General features: G+C 45.2%; 14 protein-coding genes. 7 read left to right on the top strand and 7 right to left on the bottom strand.

Annotation, left to right across the window (positions count from 1 at the left end):
• The first annotated feature begins 229 nt into the window (after positions 1 to 229).
• The 3 genes from adhP (at position 230) to B2P60_RS07760 (ending at position 3604) form a co-directional block, all read left to right on the top strand.
• A complete protein-coding gene (gene adhP, locus B2P60_RS07770) occupies positions 230 to 1258 on the top strand; it encodes an alcohol dehydrogenase AdhP (protein ID WP_286740420.1) in 1029 nt (342 codons plus the stop codon).
• 197 nt (positions 1259 to 1455) lie between these two features.
• The gene (locus B2P60_RS07765) at positions 1456 to 1782 is read left to right on the top strand and encodes a DUF779 domain-containing protein (protein WP_193004896.1); all 327 of its coding nucleotides are present in this window, start codon (positions 1456 to 1458) and stop codon (positions 1780 to 1782) included.
• 178 nt (positions 1783 to 1960) lie between these two features.
• On the top strand, positions 1961 to 3604 hold the full coding sequence (locus B2P60_RS07760) for a GMC family oxidoreductase (RefSeq protein ID WP_286740418.1): 1644 nt from the start codon (positions 1961 to 1963) through the stop codon (positions 3602 to 3604).
• A 97-nt stretch (positions 3605 to 3701) separates the two neighbouring features.
• Here B2P60_RS07760 and B2P60_RS07755 read toward each other — a convergent pair whose 3' ends face one another.
• The 4 genes from B2P60_RS07755 to serS all read right to left on the bottom strand — a co-directional run bounded on the left by B2P60_RS07755 (position 3702) and on the right by serS (position 9332).
• Complete coding sequence (locus B2P60_RS07755) at positions 3702 to 4724, bottom strand: nuclease-related domain-containing protein (protein WP_286740416.1); 1023 nt, start codon at positions 4722 to 4724, stop codon at positions 3702 to 3704.
• A gap of 20 nt (positions 4725 to 4744) precedes the next feature.
• Positions 4745 to 5626 (bottom strand): hypothetical protein, encoded by an 882-nt coding sequence (locus B2P60_RS07750; RefSeq protein WP_286740415.1) that lies wholly within the window; start codon positions 5624 to 5626, stop codon positions 4745 to 4747.
• 126 nt (positions 5627 to 5752) lie between these two features.
• Positions 5753 to 7750, bottom strand: a complete 1998-nt coding sequence (gene tkt, locus B2P60_RS07745) for a transketolase (protein WP_286740414.1) — start codon at positions 7748 to 7750, stop codon at positions 5753 to 5755.
• A 295-nt stretch (positions 7751 to 8045) separates the two neighbouring features.
• Entirely contained in the window at positions 8046 to 9332 is a 1287-nt protein-coding gene (gene serS, locus B2P60_RS07740; RefSeq protein ID WP_286740411.1) for a serine--tRNA ligase, read from the bottom strand.
• 445 nt (positions 9333 to 9777) lie between these two features.
• Between serS and B2P60_RS07735 the strand changes: the two genes are divergently transcribed.
• A complete protein-coding gene (locus B2P60_RS07735) occupies positions 9778 to 10437 on the top strand; it encodes a YcxB family protein (RefSeq protein WP_193006125.1) in 660 nt (219 codons plus the stop codon).
• A 318-nt stretch (positions 10438 to 10755) separates the two neighbouring features.
• A complete protein-coding gene (locus tag B2P60_RS07730) occupies positions 10756 to 11241 on the top strand; it encodes a Dps family protein (RefSeq protein ID WP_193006124.1) in 486 nt (161 codons plus the stop codon).
• Positions 11242 to 11342: 101 nt separating this feature from the next.
• On the opposite strand, the gene B2P60_RS07725 is transcribed toward B2P60_RS07730, so the two are convergent.
• From B2P60_RS07725 to B2P60_RS07715, 3 genes are all read right to left on the bottom strand, one after another.
• The gene (locus B2P60_RS07725) at positions 11343 to 12047 is read right to left on the bottom strand and encodes a DUF2057 family protein (protein WP_286740409.1); all 705 of its coding nucleotides are present in this window, start codon (positions 12045 to 12047) and stop codon (positions 11343 to 11345) included.
• A gap of 56 nt (positions 12048 to 12103) precedes the next feature.
• Positions 12104 to 12907: a DnaA regulatory inactivator Hda gene (gene hda, locus B2P60_RS07720; RefSeq protein ID WP_193006122.1), complete on the bottom strand. Its 804-nt coding sequence runs from the start codon at positions 12905 to 12907 to the stop codon at positions 12104 to 12106.
• Positions 12908 to 13240: 333 nt separating this feature from the next.
• Entirely contained in the window at positions 13241 to 14344 is a 1104-nt protein-coding gene (locus tag B2P60_RS07715) for an AI-2E family transporter (RefSeq protein WP_286740408.1), read from the bottom strand.
• Positions 14345 to 14686: 342 nt separating this feature from the next.
• Between B2P60_RS07715 and purM the strand changes: the two genes are divergently transcribed.
• Together purM and purN are read left to right on the top strand one after the other, a co-directional pair.
• Positions 14687 to 15748: a phosphoribosylformylglycinamidine cyclo-ligase gene (gene purM, locus B2P60_RS07710; protein WP_286740407.1), complete on the top strand. Its 1062-nt coding sequence runs from the start codon at positions 14687 to 14689 to the stop codon at positions 15746 to 15748.
• Positions 15748 to 16470 carry a phosphoribosylglycinamide formyltransferase gene (gene purN / locus B2P60_RS07705; RefSeq protein WP_286740406.1) on the top strand — a complete coding sequence of 241 codons (723 nt, stop codon included), beginning with the start codon at positions 15748 to 15750 and terminating at the stop codon, positions 16468 to 16470. Before purM ends, purN begins: the two co-directional genes overlap by 1 nt.
• Positions 16471 to 16585 lie beyond the last annotated feature (115 nt).

Raw genomic sequence — 16585 nt, 5'->3', positions numbered from 1 at the left:
TTTCTAATCATGGAGCGGGTTATCACAAGTGTTACATAGCCCGCTCGCTACAACGATCTAAATAAAAAACTGAGACGAATTTTTATATCCTCTAATGCGCTTAGGCGCACAGCAGGAAAAATTTGTAGCAGTCTTGCGTTCAAAATAAGGTGTTTGCATATTTTGAATGCAATATCGCAACAACTTTTTATATCAACATTTATCAATCACCCATAAAAGAGAGCTTATTATGACTAACAAAATGAAAGCCGCTGTATTACATGAGTTCGGACAACCCTTACAAATTGAAGAAGTGGAGATCCCAACCCCAGGCGCTGGTCAAATCGTCGTCAAAATGCAAGCATCAGGGGTCTGTCACACAGATCTGCATGCAGTTGAGGGCGATTGGCCGGTGAAACCGACGCCTCCCTTTATTCCCGGACACGAAGGTGTTGGAGTTATCACTACCGTTGGCGAAAATGTAGATCACGTCAAAGAAGGTGACCGCGTCGGTGTGCCGTGGCTCCACTCTGCTTGCGGCCACTGTACTCATTGTTTGGGTGGCTGGGAAACCTTGTGTGAGCAGCAAGAAAATTCGGGTTACTCGGTAAACGGCAGTTTTGCTGAGTATGTCCTAGCAGATGCCAACTATGTCGGCATTATCCCTGAGAGTGTCGACTCTATTGAGATTGCACCCGTTTTATGTGCAGGTGTCACTGTCTATAAAGGTCTAAAAATGACTGATACCAAGCCTGGCGACTGGGTGGTGATCTCAGGTATCGGGGGACTTGGTCACATGGCCGTTCAATACGCTATTGCCATGGGTCTCAATGTGGCGGCTGTCGATGTTGATGACGAGAAGCTTGAGTTCGCCAAAAAACTGGGGGCAAAAGTGACTGTTAATGCGACAAACACCGATCCGGGTGAGTTTCTACAAGAAGAGATCGGCGGTGCTCATGGCGCATTAGTGACAGCTGTATCCACCAAAGCATTTGACCAAGCACTGAGTATGCTGCGACGCGGTGGCACTTTAGTGTGTAATGGACTACCAGCTGGCGACTTCCCCGTATCCATCTTTGATACTGTTTTGAATGGTATCACCATTCGTGGTTCCATCGTGGGTACCCGTCTGGACTTACAAGAGTCATTAGAGATGGCCGCCGCAGGCAAAGTAAAAGCGACCGTTGCCGCTGAGCCATTAGAAAATATCAATGACATTTTTCAGCGTATGCGTGACGGTAAAATCGAGGGTCGGATTGTCATTGACTACAGTATGTAGCCGTACATGGTGACACTTTGATACTACTTTAGTGACTCACACGTCTGATCATAAACAACAGGTCGTATCGGTTTCAATCACATGCTATAAATGGTGTGAGTGAAGGCGGTGCGATTTTTTATATGGTGACTCAGTATAAAGGTGAGTGACATGAACACTCTCTCACATAAACACTCTTTCAAGATAAGGAAATCATTATGAAAGTGACCGCGACAGAATCCTGCAAAGCATTAATCGAGCTACTAAAATCCAAACACGGCGAGCTGATGTTTCATCAATCAGGAGGCTGCTGCGATGGCAGCTCACCCATGTGCTATCCACTCGGAGAGTTTAAAGTCGGCGCGCAAGATGTGTTGGTCGGCGAGCTGGTTGGCTGTCCGTTTTATATGGGCAAAGCCCAGTACAAGCTATGGCAACATACCGATCTGACAATCGATGTCGTAAAAGGACGCGGCGCTAGCTTTTCACTAGAGATACCTGAGGGCAAACGGTTTATCGTGCGCTCAGAAGTATGTTCGGTATAAATTTGTGTGCAGCAGAGCATAAACTATTCATCAACCTAACGTCGCTGCAAGCTTCTAACACATTACCTTTTGCCAAATAGACACCACTTAGTCATTTTTATTTTATTATTTCAGCAAAATAATAGATACTGTAAAGCGTACCTATTTTCATGAGCATGGATGCTACAAGGAATATAAAATGGAACTTGACTCAACATTTGATTATGTCATCGTTGGTGGTGGCTCTGCAGGCTGTGTACTTGCCAGCCGCCTCACCGAAAACCCAGACATCAGTGTCTGCTTATTAGAATACGGCGGTGATGGTAAAGACCTTGCGGTACGTGTCCCTGCCGGACTGATCCTTTTGGTTCCTGGCAAACCGCTTAAACTGAACAATTGGTGTTTTCACACCACGCCCCAAACTCATCTCAATAACCGTCGTGGTTTCCAGCCGCGTGGCCAGTGCTTGGGCGGTTCCTCTGCTATCAACGCCATGATTTATACCCGTGGCAGTGCGCTTGACTATGAACGCTGGGTAGAACAAGGCTGCACAGGATGGGGGTTTGATGATGTGCTACCGTACTTTATCAAAGCTGAAAACAACATCCACGGTAGCGACGCCTTGCATGGCGATAGTGGGCCCCTACATGTTAGTGACTTACTCAGTCCGCGAGCCATCTCAAAAGCATTTGTAGAAGCCGCCATGGCCAACGGTCTGGACCATAACACAGACTTCAACAGCGAAAAACAAGATGGCGCAGGCTTATACCAAGTCACTCACTTTCATGGAGAAAAACAAGGTCAACGCTGCTCTGCCGCTGCTGCCTACTTGCATCCCGTACAAAGCCGTTCAAACCTCACCGTCATCACTCACGCGCAAGTCAACCGTGTCATCATTGAAAACAAACAAGCGACTGGTGTCATCTATGAAAAAGATGGCGTAGAACACACCATCAACGCGCGTCATGAAGTTCTCTTAGCAGGGGGCGCGTTTGGTTCGCCCAAGATTCTAATGCTCTCAGGTATCGGCCCTGCCGACCATTTACAAGCTCACGGCATCGATGTCGTGGTAGATGCGCCTGACGTCGGTGGCAATCTGCAAGATCATTTGGACGTGGTCTTTGACTACGAGGTCAATACCACCGATGTCATCGGACTTGGTATGGCAACGATTACCAACTTAACCAAAGCCATTCGACAATGGAGGAAGGATGGCACAGGCTTATTGTCTACCAATTATGCAGAAGCAGGCGCATTCTTTAGTGTCGGCGACGATCCAAAAGAATGGCCCAATACCCAGCTTCATTTTGTCATCTCGCGCGTGATCGAACATGGCCGCGATCTTAGGCGTGGTTTTGCCGTATCTTGCCACTCCTGCTACTTACGCCCTGAGAGCCGAGGTACGGTTAGACTTGCGTCAGCCGACCCATCAGAGGCCGTCTTGATTGATCCAAACTACCTATCGCACCCTAAAGACGTAGAGTACATGGTGGCTGGTGCTAAGCGTACCCGCGCTATCATGCAAGAGTCGCCAATGGCCAAATATATCACTGAGGACTACCCTGCCCCCTACATCGAAAAAGACGGCCTGCTTGGCTATATCCGCAACAAGTCAGACACCATCTATCACCCTATAGGCACTTGCCGTATGGGCTCAGATGACAGCTCAGTGGTCGATTTAGAACTAAAAGTGCGCGGGATTAGCGGATTACGGGTCATCGATGCCTCCGTAATGCCGACACTCATTAGCGCCAATACCAATGCGCCAACCATTATGATCGCTGAAAAAATAGCGGACCTTATCAAGGAAAATCATGGTTATGGTGAGCAGGCTTCTGCATAAAACGCTATAAAACACATAGCTTTTGACTGTGTCAAAGTAACTCAGTTGGTGATAAACAGATTAGTTAAAACAGTAAGAAGGCATTAAGTAATTTTATCTAATCAACGTTCACCACACCGCGACATTTAGGAAACTGGCTACAACCAAAAAAGGGCTGACCTTGCTGCCGCTGGCCTTTTTTTGCCACGCGTTCGATCATCGCGCCGTTGCATCTCGGGCAGGTTGGCGTTTGGACGAGATCAGCTGTATGGTCTGTCGCCTCAAGTATCACAGGTTCACTCAATTGTGGCTCAGACGCTACAATCTCAAATGGCGTAAGAAACACTTTATCAGCAATATCATGCGACATACTGGTATGCGGTGTGATTGTCTGCTGCGTATTCAGACTATCAATTGGTAGATCGCTAGGCTCAACCTCAGTTTGACCAGACCATCGCTGCACTTCTCTACTTTTTAGGACGTCTCTGGGTTTAGGTGCTGATTCTGGAATGGGCGCAGGTTTAATCTGTGAGTTAAGATTTGATTGCTGGTTTGGCAGCTTACTTGAGTTGCTATGCTTATCTTTTAGATAGGCTTTGTGCTGCCTGTTGGTGCGCCACGACTTGCTAAATCGATTGCTTTCTATTTGCTCAACGACAGAGGTAACCTCGTCTTCAGTCAGTATCTTATCCTGCTTTTTCTTCACATAAGAGACCATACCACTCGTCAATACATGTTCAGGCAACTCGTCACGGGTTTTTAGCTCACACTCACCGATGAAGGCAATCATTGAATGAAAGTAGCTCAGCTCCAGTTCTAATAAATCTGCAAGCGTCTTGACGTGCAAGTAGTTTTGGCGCAATGGGTTTTGGAATTTGAATTTACTGCCATTTGGGAAGGATTGCGTCCACTGTCTTTGCGTCTCCTTTCCGTATATCCAGCCTTTATAGTTTTTGGTCTCAATCACGAAGATGCCATATACAGAAACGATAATATGATCGATTTGGGTGCTGCCGCCATTGGCTCGTGGCAAGGTAATACCGTTTAATCGGTGATAGACGTCTTTTTCAAGTTTTAGCCACATGGCGACATTGATAACGGTTTCGCCGAGAAAGCCTTTAAAAGTAGATTTTAGGGACATAGTTTCTTACTCTAAACATCCTAGACCACAAGGCTTTGAATCGCATCTAAAACCTCAGGTACTTTGACATCTATACCTTTTTCAACAACTTTTGTCATGAGAGCAGACGACCAAGCAAGAAACTTAGCACTAAGTTTATTTTTATCTGGCTCATTGTTAATAATATCTTCTAATTCATTAATGTCTTCTTTTGGAACACCTAACTGCCTTAAATCATTGAGTACTTGCTCTACTTTTTCCGTATAGCTATTGCTAATGCCTTGAGTGAAATCCTTGCCAACTCCAACATTCGAACTTGCATTATTGCCATAGATATTCGTAGTAATAATTTGACTCGCTGTATCTTTTTTATCATCGTTCATATATTCATCTTCTAAATCTGGAAAAGCTTTATTTAGTTCAAGTAATGTATCTAAAAGCCTCTGCTTTGTTATGCTTAATATATTATGTAGCTGACTAAATTGCATTTTTCTACTTACAGCAGATATATTATTTTGCTGAACAAGCTTACTTATATCCCTTACTATCTCAATAGGAAAATCAATATATCCATGTTGCTCGTTTGAATGCTTCACAGCTTCTAAGTTCTGTTCAACGCCAAAAATACTTAATGTATAATTAAATTTATATAAATTACCATCAATACTTCTGTCAAATTCAGTCAAATCTATAGGAACCAATCTAGTACCACTATATGGATTTTCTACTCTAGCAACTATGTCACAGTGTAATTCTCGATATTCAGGAATAACATCTAAATCATCATATCCATTCAGCTCTCTACTTATCCAACTTATAAATTCTTCATTATCAATTTTATAGGCAATTAGCTTAGCTCTGGTTAACGCTTGATCTAAAGAGATTTTATCGTAACTTATATCTTTAATTAGCTCTTTAATCATTACGACACCTAGTAAAATATTTAGTTTATACAATAATACAACTTAATATATTGATTAGCTATACAAAAAAAAGCCACCAGATTTCTCTAGTGGCTCTTTTTTTAAATACTAACTAAATTAGGTTTATTACACCAAACTATTCACCGCATCAACCACAGCATCAGTCGTGATACCAAACTCTTTATACAAATCGCTTGCAGGGGCAGACTCACCATAAGTCGTCATGCCGATGACTTTGCCATCTAGACCAACGAACTTATACCAGTAATCCACATGCGCGGCTTCTACTGCGACGCGGGCACGGATATTGGCAGGTAATACCGCTTCGCGATAGCTCGCCTCTTGCTCAACGAAAATCTCTGCACATGGCATAGACACCACACGGACGCCAACACCATTTGCGCTCAATGTTTCGTATGCATCCATCGCAAGGCCAACTTCTGAACCGGTCGCGATGATGATGGCTTGTAGCTCGCCCTGCTCTTTTGCCAATACATAACCACCTTTGGTGATATTGGCAACTTGCTCGCTATCACGGGCTTGATGTGGCAAGCTTTGACGGCTAAAGATCAATGCGGATGGATTGCTTTCAGACTTGATTGCTTCTACCCAAGCACTGGCTGACTCTGTCGCATCACAAGGACGCCATGTGCGTAGGTTTGGCGTGGTACGTAGACTCGTCAATTGCTCAACTGGCTGATGCGTTGGGCCATCTTCACCCAGACCGATAGAGTCATGCGTATAGACATGAATGACGCGCTGCTTCATGAGTGCGCCCATGCGTACGGCGTTGCGTGCGTACTCCATAAACATGAGGAACGTCGCTACGTAAGGGATAAAACCGCCGTGCAGTGCGATACCATTGGCAATCGCAGTCATGCCGAACTCACGTACGCCATAATAGATATAGTTGCCATCGCTGTCTTTTTCGATCCCTTTAGCGCCTTTAAATAGCGTGAGGTTCGAGCCAGCCAGATCCGCTGAGCCGCCCAATAATTCTGGTAGTAGTGGCTGCAAGCTATTGATGGCATTTTGGCTGGCTTTACGACTAGCAACATCGCCGCCCGCTTCTTGAGTTTGCTGAATATAGGCTTGTGCTTGACTTGCGAAATCCGCTGGCAACTCACCGTTTAAGCGGCGTAATAGCTCAGACGCAAGTTCTGGATAGGCTTTTTTATAAGCTTCAAAGTCCGCATCCCAGTTCTTTTGTTGTACGTCGCCTTTGGCTTTAGCATCCCACGCTTCGTAGATTTCGTCATCTAATTCAAATGGGGCATGCTTCCAAGACAGCGCATCACGCGTCAAGGCGATTTCGTCATCACCAAGTGGCGCGCCATGACTTGCCGCCAGGCCTTGTTTGTTCGGGCTACCAGCACCGATGGTGGTTTTGCAAATAATCAAGCTTGGCTTAGTGGTTTCTGCAATCGCTTGCTCAGTCGCTTGGGTGATGGCATCGGTATCATGACCATCGACTTTGATGACTTGCCAGCCGTATGACTCAAAGCGCGCCTCAGTATCGTCAGTAAACCAACCTTCGACATTACCATCGATTGAGATACCGTTATCATCATAGAAGAATACCAGCTTGCCAAGACCTAAGGTGCCTGCTAGCGAGCAAACTTCATGGCTGATACCTTCCATCAAGCAGCCATCGCCCAAGAACGCATAGGTATGATGATCAACGACGTTATGACCGTCACGGTTGAACTGTGCGGCTAAGGTTTTTTCAGCAATCGCAAAACCAACGGCATTAGCAATACCTTGTCCTAGTGGACCAGTGGTTGTTTCAACACCTGGCGTATAGCCAAGCTCAGGATGGCCTGGGGTTTTTGAATGCAGTTGGCGAAAGCCTTTTAGATCATCAACGCTCACATCATAGCCTGATAAATGCAGTAATGAGTAAATAAGCATCGAGCCATGACCATTTGACAATACAAAGCGGTCGCGGTTGTGCCACTTCGGATCAGCTGGATTGTGCTTCAAAAATTTGCGCCACAAAACTTCGGCAATATCAGCCATACCCATTGGCGCACCCGGATGTCCAGAGTTGGCTTTTTGAACCGCGTCAAACGACAGTACACGGATGGCATTGGCTAGTTTACGTTCGCTAATTGGAGCTGGCATAGAGTGTCCTAATATTCGAATGAATCGTATAAAGATAAGAGGAGAGTTTACTCAGAAGATCACCCATCAAAAGCGCAATCCGCACCTTCGATAGATAGGCTGTAAAATCAAGGTGCAATATTAACATATTTGCTATGCGTCAAGCCAAAAATGCGATGACAAGACCGTTTGTATTTAGCAATCACCTATATCAGTTTTATTGAACAACGAGCAATAAAACTGATAAGTGGCAACTATCAAACCACAAACTGCGAGTCACCTGAGTGACCCGCAGGGTACATCATTAGAAAACTTATTAGGCGGAAATGCGCTCAACACCGCCCATAAACGGACGCAGCACTTCTGGAACGGTAATACTACCATCGGCGTTTTGATGGTTTTCCATCACGGCCAATAACGTACGCCCGACTGCTAGACCTGAGCCATTTAACGTGTGTGCCAGACTGGTTTGCTTACCATCTTTGACACGCGTACCCATACGCCGTGCTTGGAAGTCACCACAGTTTGAGCAGCTAGAGATTTCACGGTACATATCTTGGCTCGGCAACCACACTTCGATGTCGTAGGTTTTTTGCGCGGCAAAACCCATATCGCCAGTACATAGTTGTACAGTACGATACGGCAGGTTCAACTGCTGCAAAATATATTCAGCTTGTCCGGTCATGGCTTCTAGCAACTCATCAGACTGATCGCTGGTAGCAACATTCACCATTTCAACTTTTTCAAACTGATGCTGACGAATCAGACCACGCGTATCACGCCCGTGTGAGCCCGCTTCACTACGGAAACATGGCGTATGCGCGGTGAACTTTAGCGGAAGTTCTTTGATATCCAAACGCTCGCCGCGGACCAAATTGGTCATTGGTACTTCTGCTGTCGGAATGAGATAAAAATCCATCTCATCATTATTGGTGTGATTGGTTAATTTAAACAAGTCATCTTCAAACTTAGGCAACTGGCCGGTGCCTTTTAGGCTATCGCTGTTCACGATATAAGGCACGTAGGTCTCGGTATAGCCGTATTTGATGGTATGCGTGTTCAGCATAAACTGAATCAGTGCGCGATGCAGTTGTGCAAGCTGTCCTCTAAGCACGTTAAAACGGCTACCAGTCAACTTGGTCGCTGCCTCAAAATCAAGCATACCAAGCGTCTCACCGATATGTGTATGATCTTGAATCTCAAAATCAAACGTACGCGGCGTGCCCCACTTGCGCACTTCTACGTTATCGTCTTCTGAGCTACCAACTGGCACATCTGCCGCTGGGATATTTGGAATCTGTAATGCCGCGTGCGTGATACGTTCTTGCAAGGTCCGCAGCTCGTCTTCGGCCGTCTTAATCTCACCGCTGACACGTTGCATCTCAGCCAATAGCTCACTGGCATCTTCGCCTGATTTTTTTAGGGCGCCCACTTGTTTAGCCCCAGCATTACGGCGCGATTGCAACTCCTCGGTCTTGATTTGTAGTGATTTCCGCTCGTTTTCAATCGTCTGCCAGAACGCCATATCCAGCGCATAACCACGAGTGGCCAGCTGCTGTTGTAAATCGCTTAAATCGCCGCGTAAGAGTTTCGGATCAATCATAGTAGTTGCCTGTAACGCTAAAAGTGAGTAAAAGGTTAAAAAGTCTTATTAATATAATAGTCGGCTAGCTTACCGTTATAACTAGCTTGCTGGTAACGGGCTGTGATGCCCCGTTTTTACCAATATATCTTGTAGCCGCTATAATACCAAGACCCAGCAGATTTGACCATGTTTTGACTGTTTTTGACTGGGTTTTCATCCATTTCTCTGAGGCTGCAACCCTATGCTTTGATGCTTAACTTACCTAATAAGCCGCAACCCTCTATATTGGAAGCACTAATATAGCGTCTAACCGTGAACCAGCTTGCTTATATGTTTCATTTAAGAGTACTTTTCGGTAAGATAAGCGCATACCATTCTTCCACTTCTAGCCAAGTGTGGCGTCGCTGCTTTCATTTGGCGATTTAAACCCAACGCTTTTAATACACGTATTTGAGAAACCTTTATGGCCCTGTACCCCTACACCCTACAACCTGTTGCCTTAAATCTAACCGAGGCTGAATTTCATCAAGCACAATATGAGCTATTTGCCAGTGCCAGCCCATCTTTTGGTCTAAAAAGCATCAAGATGAAAGAATGGATCATTATGGCGGTAGTCGTGTTTTTAGCGATCGCAGGGTTGGTCTTTGTCACAGGCTATTCAACCATTATTTTTTGGTTGATGCTGGTTGGTGTTGTGATCTATCTGCTGGCCCGCACCCTTGGTTTTAAGTGGTATGTCAAAAGAGAGTTTGAAAAACAAGTGGCCGATCAAGAAATGCCAGATGAAATGCGTCAAATGAAATTGGGCGTACAAAAGCATGGCTTAGTCATGGCAATGCCAAGCAATCAGCCTGATCTTATGAAGAACTCGCAAATGCGGGGCATGCAGATGCGTGCAGGCGCGACCCAGCAAGCGGTGATCCCATGGACGTCCATCAAAAGCTGGGATGAGACAGACGACTACATCTTTATGATGTTTGAGATGAAAGGTCAGCAAGGCAGCCAAATCGTGCCCAAACGCTTGCAAGCACAGAAGTTCCCAATCGACACCGTACGTCAGCATTTGCAGGAAGTGGTGCCAGTTAAAGGTTTAAACCCTGAAAACTTGCAGCCGCCTGCATAGAGTATCCAAAACCTCTTTGCCCCTCACGCACTAGAGGGCGGCAAAGGGGTGATGTTCTGCAATTTGCACAACCAATCATATCGTTGTATTTATCTAATTTAACTTATAGACAGTGTTTTGTTATGATAATAAGCATCAGAAGAAAGGTTGGATGGTAAACGCTTAGCACAGGTGACTAAGGTGATCTTTATACGGTTACTTTTTAGCGCTAAAAAGCGTTAATATATGAATGAGCGTAGCAATGATGCACGCGAGTTGCTACACTTCTAACCTTCTTTAAACTTTTTATACCAACACTCACACTATAAGGATAATATTATGAGTAATACTAATAATGCGACTAACCAAATTGGTCTAGAAAAAGCCGACATGAGCGAAGTTATTGCTAAGCTTAATAGTCTGTTATCAAGCTACCACATGTTCTATATCAACGTGCGTGGTTACCACTGGAACGTCAAAGGCGAGCATTTCTTTTCGCTCCATCCTAAGTTTGAAGAGCTCTATACCGACCTACAGCTACAAATTGACGAAATCGCAGAACGTATTTTAACGCTAGGTGGTACACCACTTCATGCTTATAGCGACTTTGCTCAGCATACTAGCATTCAAGAAGATAAAAATGTAAAAGACGGCAGCACGTGTGTCAACGGCGTTGTCACAGGCTTGCAAGCATTGATCGAAGAACAACGTGATGTATCAGCACTAGCAGAAAAAGCCGAAGATCAAGGGACAGCCGATCTGGCTGACGAGTACGTACAACAGCAAGAGAAGCTGGTTTGGATGTATAACGCCTTTTTAGGTTAGTCCTAACGGTGATAAAATCTCTTAAGAATACTGACATTTAACCAGAAAAAAGCACCTAAATAGGTGCTTTTTTTGCTTTGGATGTTATTAAAGATAACGGTTTATTTTTGCATCCATTGGCGCATTTTCTCACGCTCAGCAGGTGTGGCTTGTAGCCAGATTTGCATAAATTGGTCCAGAGTACTGGTCGAGGACGCGGCGGTTGTGGTTTGCTGACTAACGCTTGTACTAGTATTGACCTTGCTTTGCGACGTGCCAGCTGGTTGACCTAGCGCTGCTATCGCACGCTGATTTTGTAGTTCAGCGTCACCTGCGCCCCCAAACACGCCACCTAACGCCTTACCCAGTCCTGACAGTAATCCACCTTGATTGCCTATCATACCTTGCTGTCTTGCGATGACCGTGTTGCCCTGTTGCACAGCCAGCGTTGGACGCTCAGCATACTCTTTAGCCGCTTCATATTTTTCTGGCTGATTGAGCAGGGTTAGACGATAGGTTTGATTGTCAGCCAAGTCTGCCGTGACACTCACATTACCTGAGCGCAAATAGTCATGTTCGTCACGGCGCAAGTTATATAAACGATCATATTTAGCAGTAATAGCGTGTTGACCAGGCTGAAGCGTAAACTCCTTCATCAGTGGTTGGAACGCACTTTGCTGGACTTCTTGCCCATTAATGGCGGTTACTTTTATATGGTCATCAACCAATAAGGTGACAGCTGCCTGTGACAGCATAGGAATAGAGGCGGCGCCCATAAGCAACGTGCTGATGGCCATTTTTTTTAGCAAAGAAGCGTTTGATTTCATAGTTTATTCCATTAATAGTAAAAGCGTTTTGGATAGAAAAATTTGTATTCTTAATGCTAAAAATCGAGAGGCATCGTGTGCTGGTCTTGATCCACTGTGTCGTTGTCTCCCTGCGTCTCTTGCGCAATATCAGCCAGCTCTGCCGCCAGTGTCTGCTCATCAATAGTACGTAACGCATCACTGATAACGGCTTTAGAGATATTACTGCGACCAAGGTTAGAGAACATCGGCTGAATGTAGTTAAGCACGTCCATCATTGCCCCGATACGATGCGGCCCCTCAGTGAGCAAATGATCAATAATGCGATCATCAAACTGCCAACCACGTCGGCGCAAAATAGACTGCAGCAGCGCCTGTCGATCAGCTAAGTCATGACCATTTGGTACTTTAAACGTTGGGGCTTGTGCCAGACGGGTCAGCAAGTCTCTTAGCTGAAAGGGTAACTCACCAGCAGGCTTATTGGCGGCAAACAGTAACTGACGCTGCCCTTCACGACTGCGATTGATGAGATGAAATAAAGCCTCTTGCCACTGGCTACTTTGCTCAAGCACCTCTAAATCATCAATTGCTATCAGATCAAAGTTCTCTAAAGAGGAAAGTACGTGAACATCGGTATGAATCAGCTCATTCAAGGACAAACAAATTGCCGACTTGTCCATCTCAATAAAGGACTCACAAATAGCGGATAGTAAGTGTGACTTACCAGTAGCAGGACTGCCAAACAGATACAACTGACCAATCAGACCGACATGTAGCTGCCGAACTGCATCAATAATCGACATCCAACCAGGACCGGCAAAGTCGCTTAAACTTGCATCATGCTTTATGTCCAGATTGAGACTTAGCTGTGCTTCTGCCATGAATCATCAACTCGTGTTGCGTAATGCAATATAAAAAAGGATAAATTATTAATAGCTTTCGTGGTACCACTCTGACACTACTGGGTGCAAACTTACGGCGTTCACATGCGACCTGCCACCCTGCATAAATCAGAAAATTGCTTTATCAAAACAAGGCTTGTAAAGAGCTTACCCAATAACAACTCATGCTATTAACACTGCGCCTATATATAACATATTTGCAAAATGACTGACAAGTCTTTTACTGACTAAGCTTTATTAAACCCTATGGGGCTGACTGACACTTATCTGTGGTTTTCTCACTACGCTATTGATTTCAAAACAAATCGCTTATTACTTTTCAAATAAAACCAGTTGTTTACGGCCTTTATAAAAATCAGTTGAGCGATAATAAGCGTACAAGTGGCGGAACAATACGTTAAGCACAGCAGAGACAGGCAGCGCAATCAGCATACCAACAAAACCTAACAAGCTTGCGCCTGCTAACACCGCAAAGATAACCCACAGCGGTGATAGGCCAATTTTATCGCCCAACAGTAGTGGCTGCAGAACATAGCCTTCCGCTGCTTGTCCCACCAAAAACGCCCCAACGATCAGTGACAAATACGTCCAATCTAACCCAAACTGAAACAGACAAGCGATGATTGCAGCGACAAAGCCAATACCAAAGCCTAAATAAGGCACAAAGCTGGCGATACCTGCAGCCATACCAATGATAAGCCCAAGCTCAAGTCCGATAAGCTGAAGCTGTATCGCATAAATGGCCCCCAGTAATACCATCACCAACAACTGACCTTTAATAAAAGCCATCAGCGCACGATCACACTCTTGGGCAATATTGACAACTTGTTTACAGTAAGGCGCAGGAATCGACATCTTCCATGTTTGCAAACGCTGATCCCAATTGAATAAAAAATAAAAAGTCAGAATCGGTACCAACACAATGAGTCCGGCATTGTTGATAAAGTTCATACTCGAGGCAATGATTTGGCTCATCATGGTACTGGCATCTGCAAACTTGTAATTCGTTTGCATGTAATCTACCAAGGTATCAGAAAACGCTTTGGCCTCTAGCACTGGTAGATTAATGCGACTGTTATTAACGACCCACTCACGTATCACTTGATTGTACCAATTTAACACTTTTGGCAAGTACTCCCACGCTGCTTGCAACTGATGCCACAATGTTGGTATCAGCCACCATAAGAGCAACGCCATGCCCAAAGTGATGGTAGAGTAAACAATGATAATCGCCACCCAGCGCTTAAGGTACCTCGACAAGCGTTTAACCAGCGGATTGAACAAATAAGCGAGTACGAATGCAAAAACAAACGGTACAATGACTGGTATCATCAAGTACAGCAAAAAAACCGCCACCGCCAAACCAACGACAATAAATAAACGCCGAAAAAAGGGATCTATTGGTTGGTTTATCATAATAAGAAATCCTATGATTAGGCTGAGTTAAAACAGGAGTGTGAGTACGGTCTGGGTGTCTGTTTGCACAATGCCTATACAGTGACGACTGCCCGACAACGAACCGTTATTGACCGTAAATTTAGTGTTTCATTATCGCAGAGTCCAACAAAAAATCAGTCATTTTTTTGTTGCTTAACTTTTTGTTGAGTACTTACCGCAAATCTTCATCAAATATTGGCAAGTTGTTTTGCGAGTGGGTGCCATTTTTGGGTATAATGCGCGCACTATCTGCAGAATTAACACGACCGACTCGCTTTTCTACTGACTGACCTTCATTCCCTACAAATTTGTGAGATGACCATGAGTAATAAGCCTTCTTTAAGCTACAAAGATGCTGGCGTTGATATTGATGCTGGCGATGCGTTGGTTCAACGTATTAAATCAGTGGCAAAAGCCACCTCTCGTCCTGAGGTTGTGGGTGGACTTGGCGGCTTTGGGGCGCTTTGTCGTATTCCGACAGGTTACACCTCACCTTTATTGGTTTCAGGAACTGATGGTGTGGGTACTAAGCTCAAGCTGGCGTTACAACTGAATCGACATGACACTATCGGTATTGATTTGGTCGCCATGTGTGTCAATGATCTATTGGTTTGCGGTGCAGAGCCATTGTTCTTTTTAGATTATTATGCGACAGGCAAACTCGATATCGATACGGCAGCGACTGTCGTCACTGGTATTGGCGAAGGTTGTAAGCTGTCAAACTGTGCGCTTATCGGCGGCGAAACAGCCGAGATGCCAGGCATGTATCAAGATGATGATTACGATTTGGCGGGATTCTGCGTGGGCGTGGTAGAAGAAAGTGAGGTTATCACGGGTGAAAATGTCGCAGAAGGCGATGTACTGATCGCCCTTGCCTCAAGTGGTGCACACTCTAACGGTTATTCACTGGTTCGAAAAGTCATTGAAGTCAGCGGTGTTGATGTCACTAGCAGTGATGAGCAGCTCGACGGACAACCTATTCAAGACGCCTTGATGGCGCCGACTCGCATCTATGTCAAAGCCATTAAAGCCTTACAAGATACCCTTGGTAGCTCAGCCTTACATGCCATGTCACACATTACTGGTGGTGGCTTGACCGATAATCTACCTCGTGTATTGCCAGAAAACTTAGCCGCCAGTATCGACACCAATAGCTGGCAGTTCTCAGAGCTGTTCACGTGGTTGCAAACGCAAGGCAATATCGCCCAAAACGAGATGTACCGCACCTTTAACTGTGGTGTCGGTTTTGTTATCGTCGTTCCTAAAGACAAAGCAGAAGCGGCCATCAACACGTTAAACGACGCGGGTGAAAAGGCGTGGCAGCTGGGTGAAATGGTCAAACGCAGCACTAATGATCAGGCGGATGCCGTGGTGTACCGTTAATGTCCGTTGCTACTGTATCAATTGAAACCAAGCCAACTGAACCCACTACCTCCACTACCAAACCATTAAGAATTGTCGTTTTGGTATCAGGTAGTGGTAGCAACCTGCAAGTGTTGATTGATGCCATGCAAGCAGGTGCGCTACCGATTGAGATCGTAGGTGTCATTAGCAATCGTGAGGATGCCTATGCCATCACACGTGCTAATGCCGCCTCTATTCCAGTGGTCACCCTGTCACACGTTGCTAACGGCAAACGCATGGGGATCAAAACTTTTGAGCGCCATGCTAGTGATCAGTTTATAGCATGGCAACCAGACCTTATTGTCTTAGCGGGCTTTATGCGGGTATTGAGTGCCTCATTTATTGAGAACGCGCCAGCACCGATGATTAATTTACATCCCTCCCTGCTGCCTGCTTATAAAGGTCTTGATACCCATCAACGCGCCATACAGGCAGGTGAGCGTCATCATGGCTGTAGTGTTCATGTTGTTACCGCTGAGCTTGATGCTGGCACTGTTTTGACGCAAGGGCTATTAGAAATCAATCAAAAAGAGACTGCTGATAGCCTAAAAACACGCGTGCAAAAGCTTGAACATCAACTGCTACCTTGGACGATTTTGTTGCTGGCTAAAGGCGCACTATCGCTGAGCCGTGATCAGTCAATCCATGAGCAGAAAACCTTTTTGCCCTCTACCCCTTTAAAGCTGTATCTAGACAGTTAGCTCAACAGCAAAACAGAGGGTCAGAGGTTATAAAAACCCGTTAGCGTTTACCTACTGTTAGCCACAAAAAAGCCCCGCCACTCAATGATGAATGTGAACTGACCCCCAAAACTTG

Origin of the sequence: Psychrobacter sp. UBA3068 (genome assembly GCF_002366815.1) — a bacterium.
Classification (GTDB): Bacteria; Pseudomonadota; Gammaproteobacteria; order Pseudomonadales; family Moraxellaceae; genus Psychrobacter; species Psychrobacter namhaensis.
The sequence above is the reverse complement of the archived record's forward strand: the minus strand, read 5'-3'. Positions and strand labels throughout refer to the sequence as shown.

Excerpts from the sequence above, each read along its gene's own strand:
- adhP (WP_286740420.1), top strand. The coding sequence starts at position 230 with ATGACTAACAAAATGAAAGCCGCTGTATTACATGAGTTCGGACAACCC.
- B2P60_RS07765 (WP_193004896.1), top strand. The coding sequence starts at position 1,456 with ATGAAAGTGACCGCGACAGAATCCTGCAAAGCATTAATCGAGCTACTA.
- B2P60_RS07760 (WP_286740418.1), top strand. The coding sequence starts at position 1,961 with ATGGAACTTGACTCAACATTTGATTATGTCATCGTTGGTGGTGGCTCT.
- B2P60_RS07755 (WP_286740416.1), bottom strand. The coding sequence starts at position 4,724 with ATGTCCCTAAAATCTACTTTTAAAGGCTTTCTCGGCGAAACCGTTATC.
- B2P60_RS07750 (WP_286740415.1), bottom strand. The coding sequence starts at position 5,626 with ATGATTAAAGAGCTAATTAAAGATATAAGTTACGATAAAATCTCTTTA.
- tkt (WP_286740414.1), bottom strand. The coding sequence starts at position 7,750 with ATGCCAGCTCCAATTAGCGAACGTAAACTAGCCAATGCCATCCGTGTA.
- serS (WP_286740411.1), bottom strand. The coding sequence starts at position 9,332 with ATGATTGATCCGAAACTCTTACGCGGCGATTTAAGCGATTTACAACAG.
- B2P60_RS07735 (WP_193006125.1), top strand. The coding sequence starts at position 9,778 with ATGGCCCTGTACCCCTACACCCTACAACCTGTTGCCTTAAATCTAACC.
- B2P60_RS07730 (WP_193006124.1), top strand. The coding sequence starts at position 10,756 with ATGAGTAATACTAATAATGCGACTAACCAAATTGGTCTAGAAAAAGCC.
- B2P60_RS07725 (WP_286740409.1), bottom strand. The coding sequence starts at position 12,047 with ATGAAATCAAACGCTTCTTTGCTAAAAAAAATGGCCATCAGCACGTTG.
- hda (WP_193006122.1), bottom strand. The coding sequence starts at position 12,907 with ATGGCAGAAGCACAGCTAAGTCTCAATCTGGACATAAAGCATGATGCA.
- B2P60_RS07715 (WP_286740408.1), bottom strand. The coding sequence starts at position 14,344 with ATGATAAACCAACCAATAGATCCCTTTTTTCGGCGTTTATTTATTGTC.
- purM (WP_286740407.1), top strand. The coding sequence starts at position 14,687 with ATGAGTAATAAGCCTTCTTTAAGCTACAAAGATGCTGGCGTTGATATT.
- purN (WP_286740406.1), top strand. The coding sequence starts at position 15,748 with ATGTCCGTTGCTACTGTATCAATTGAAACCAAGCCAACTGAACCCACT.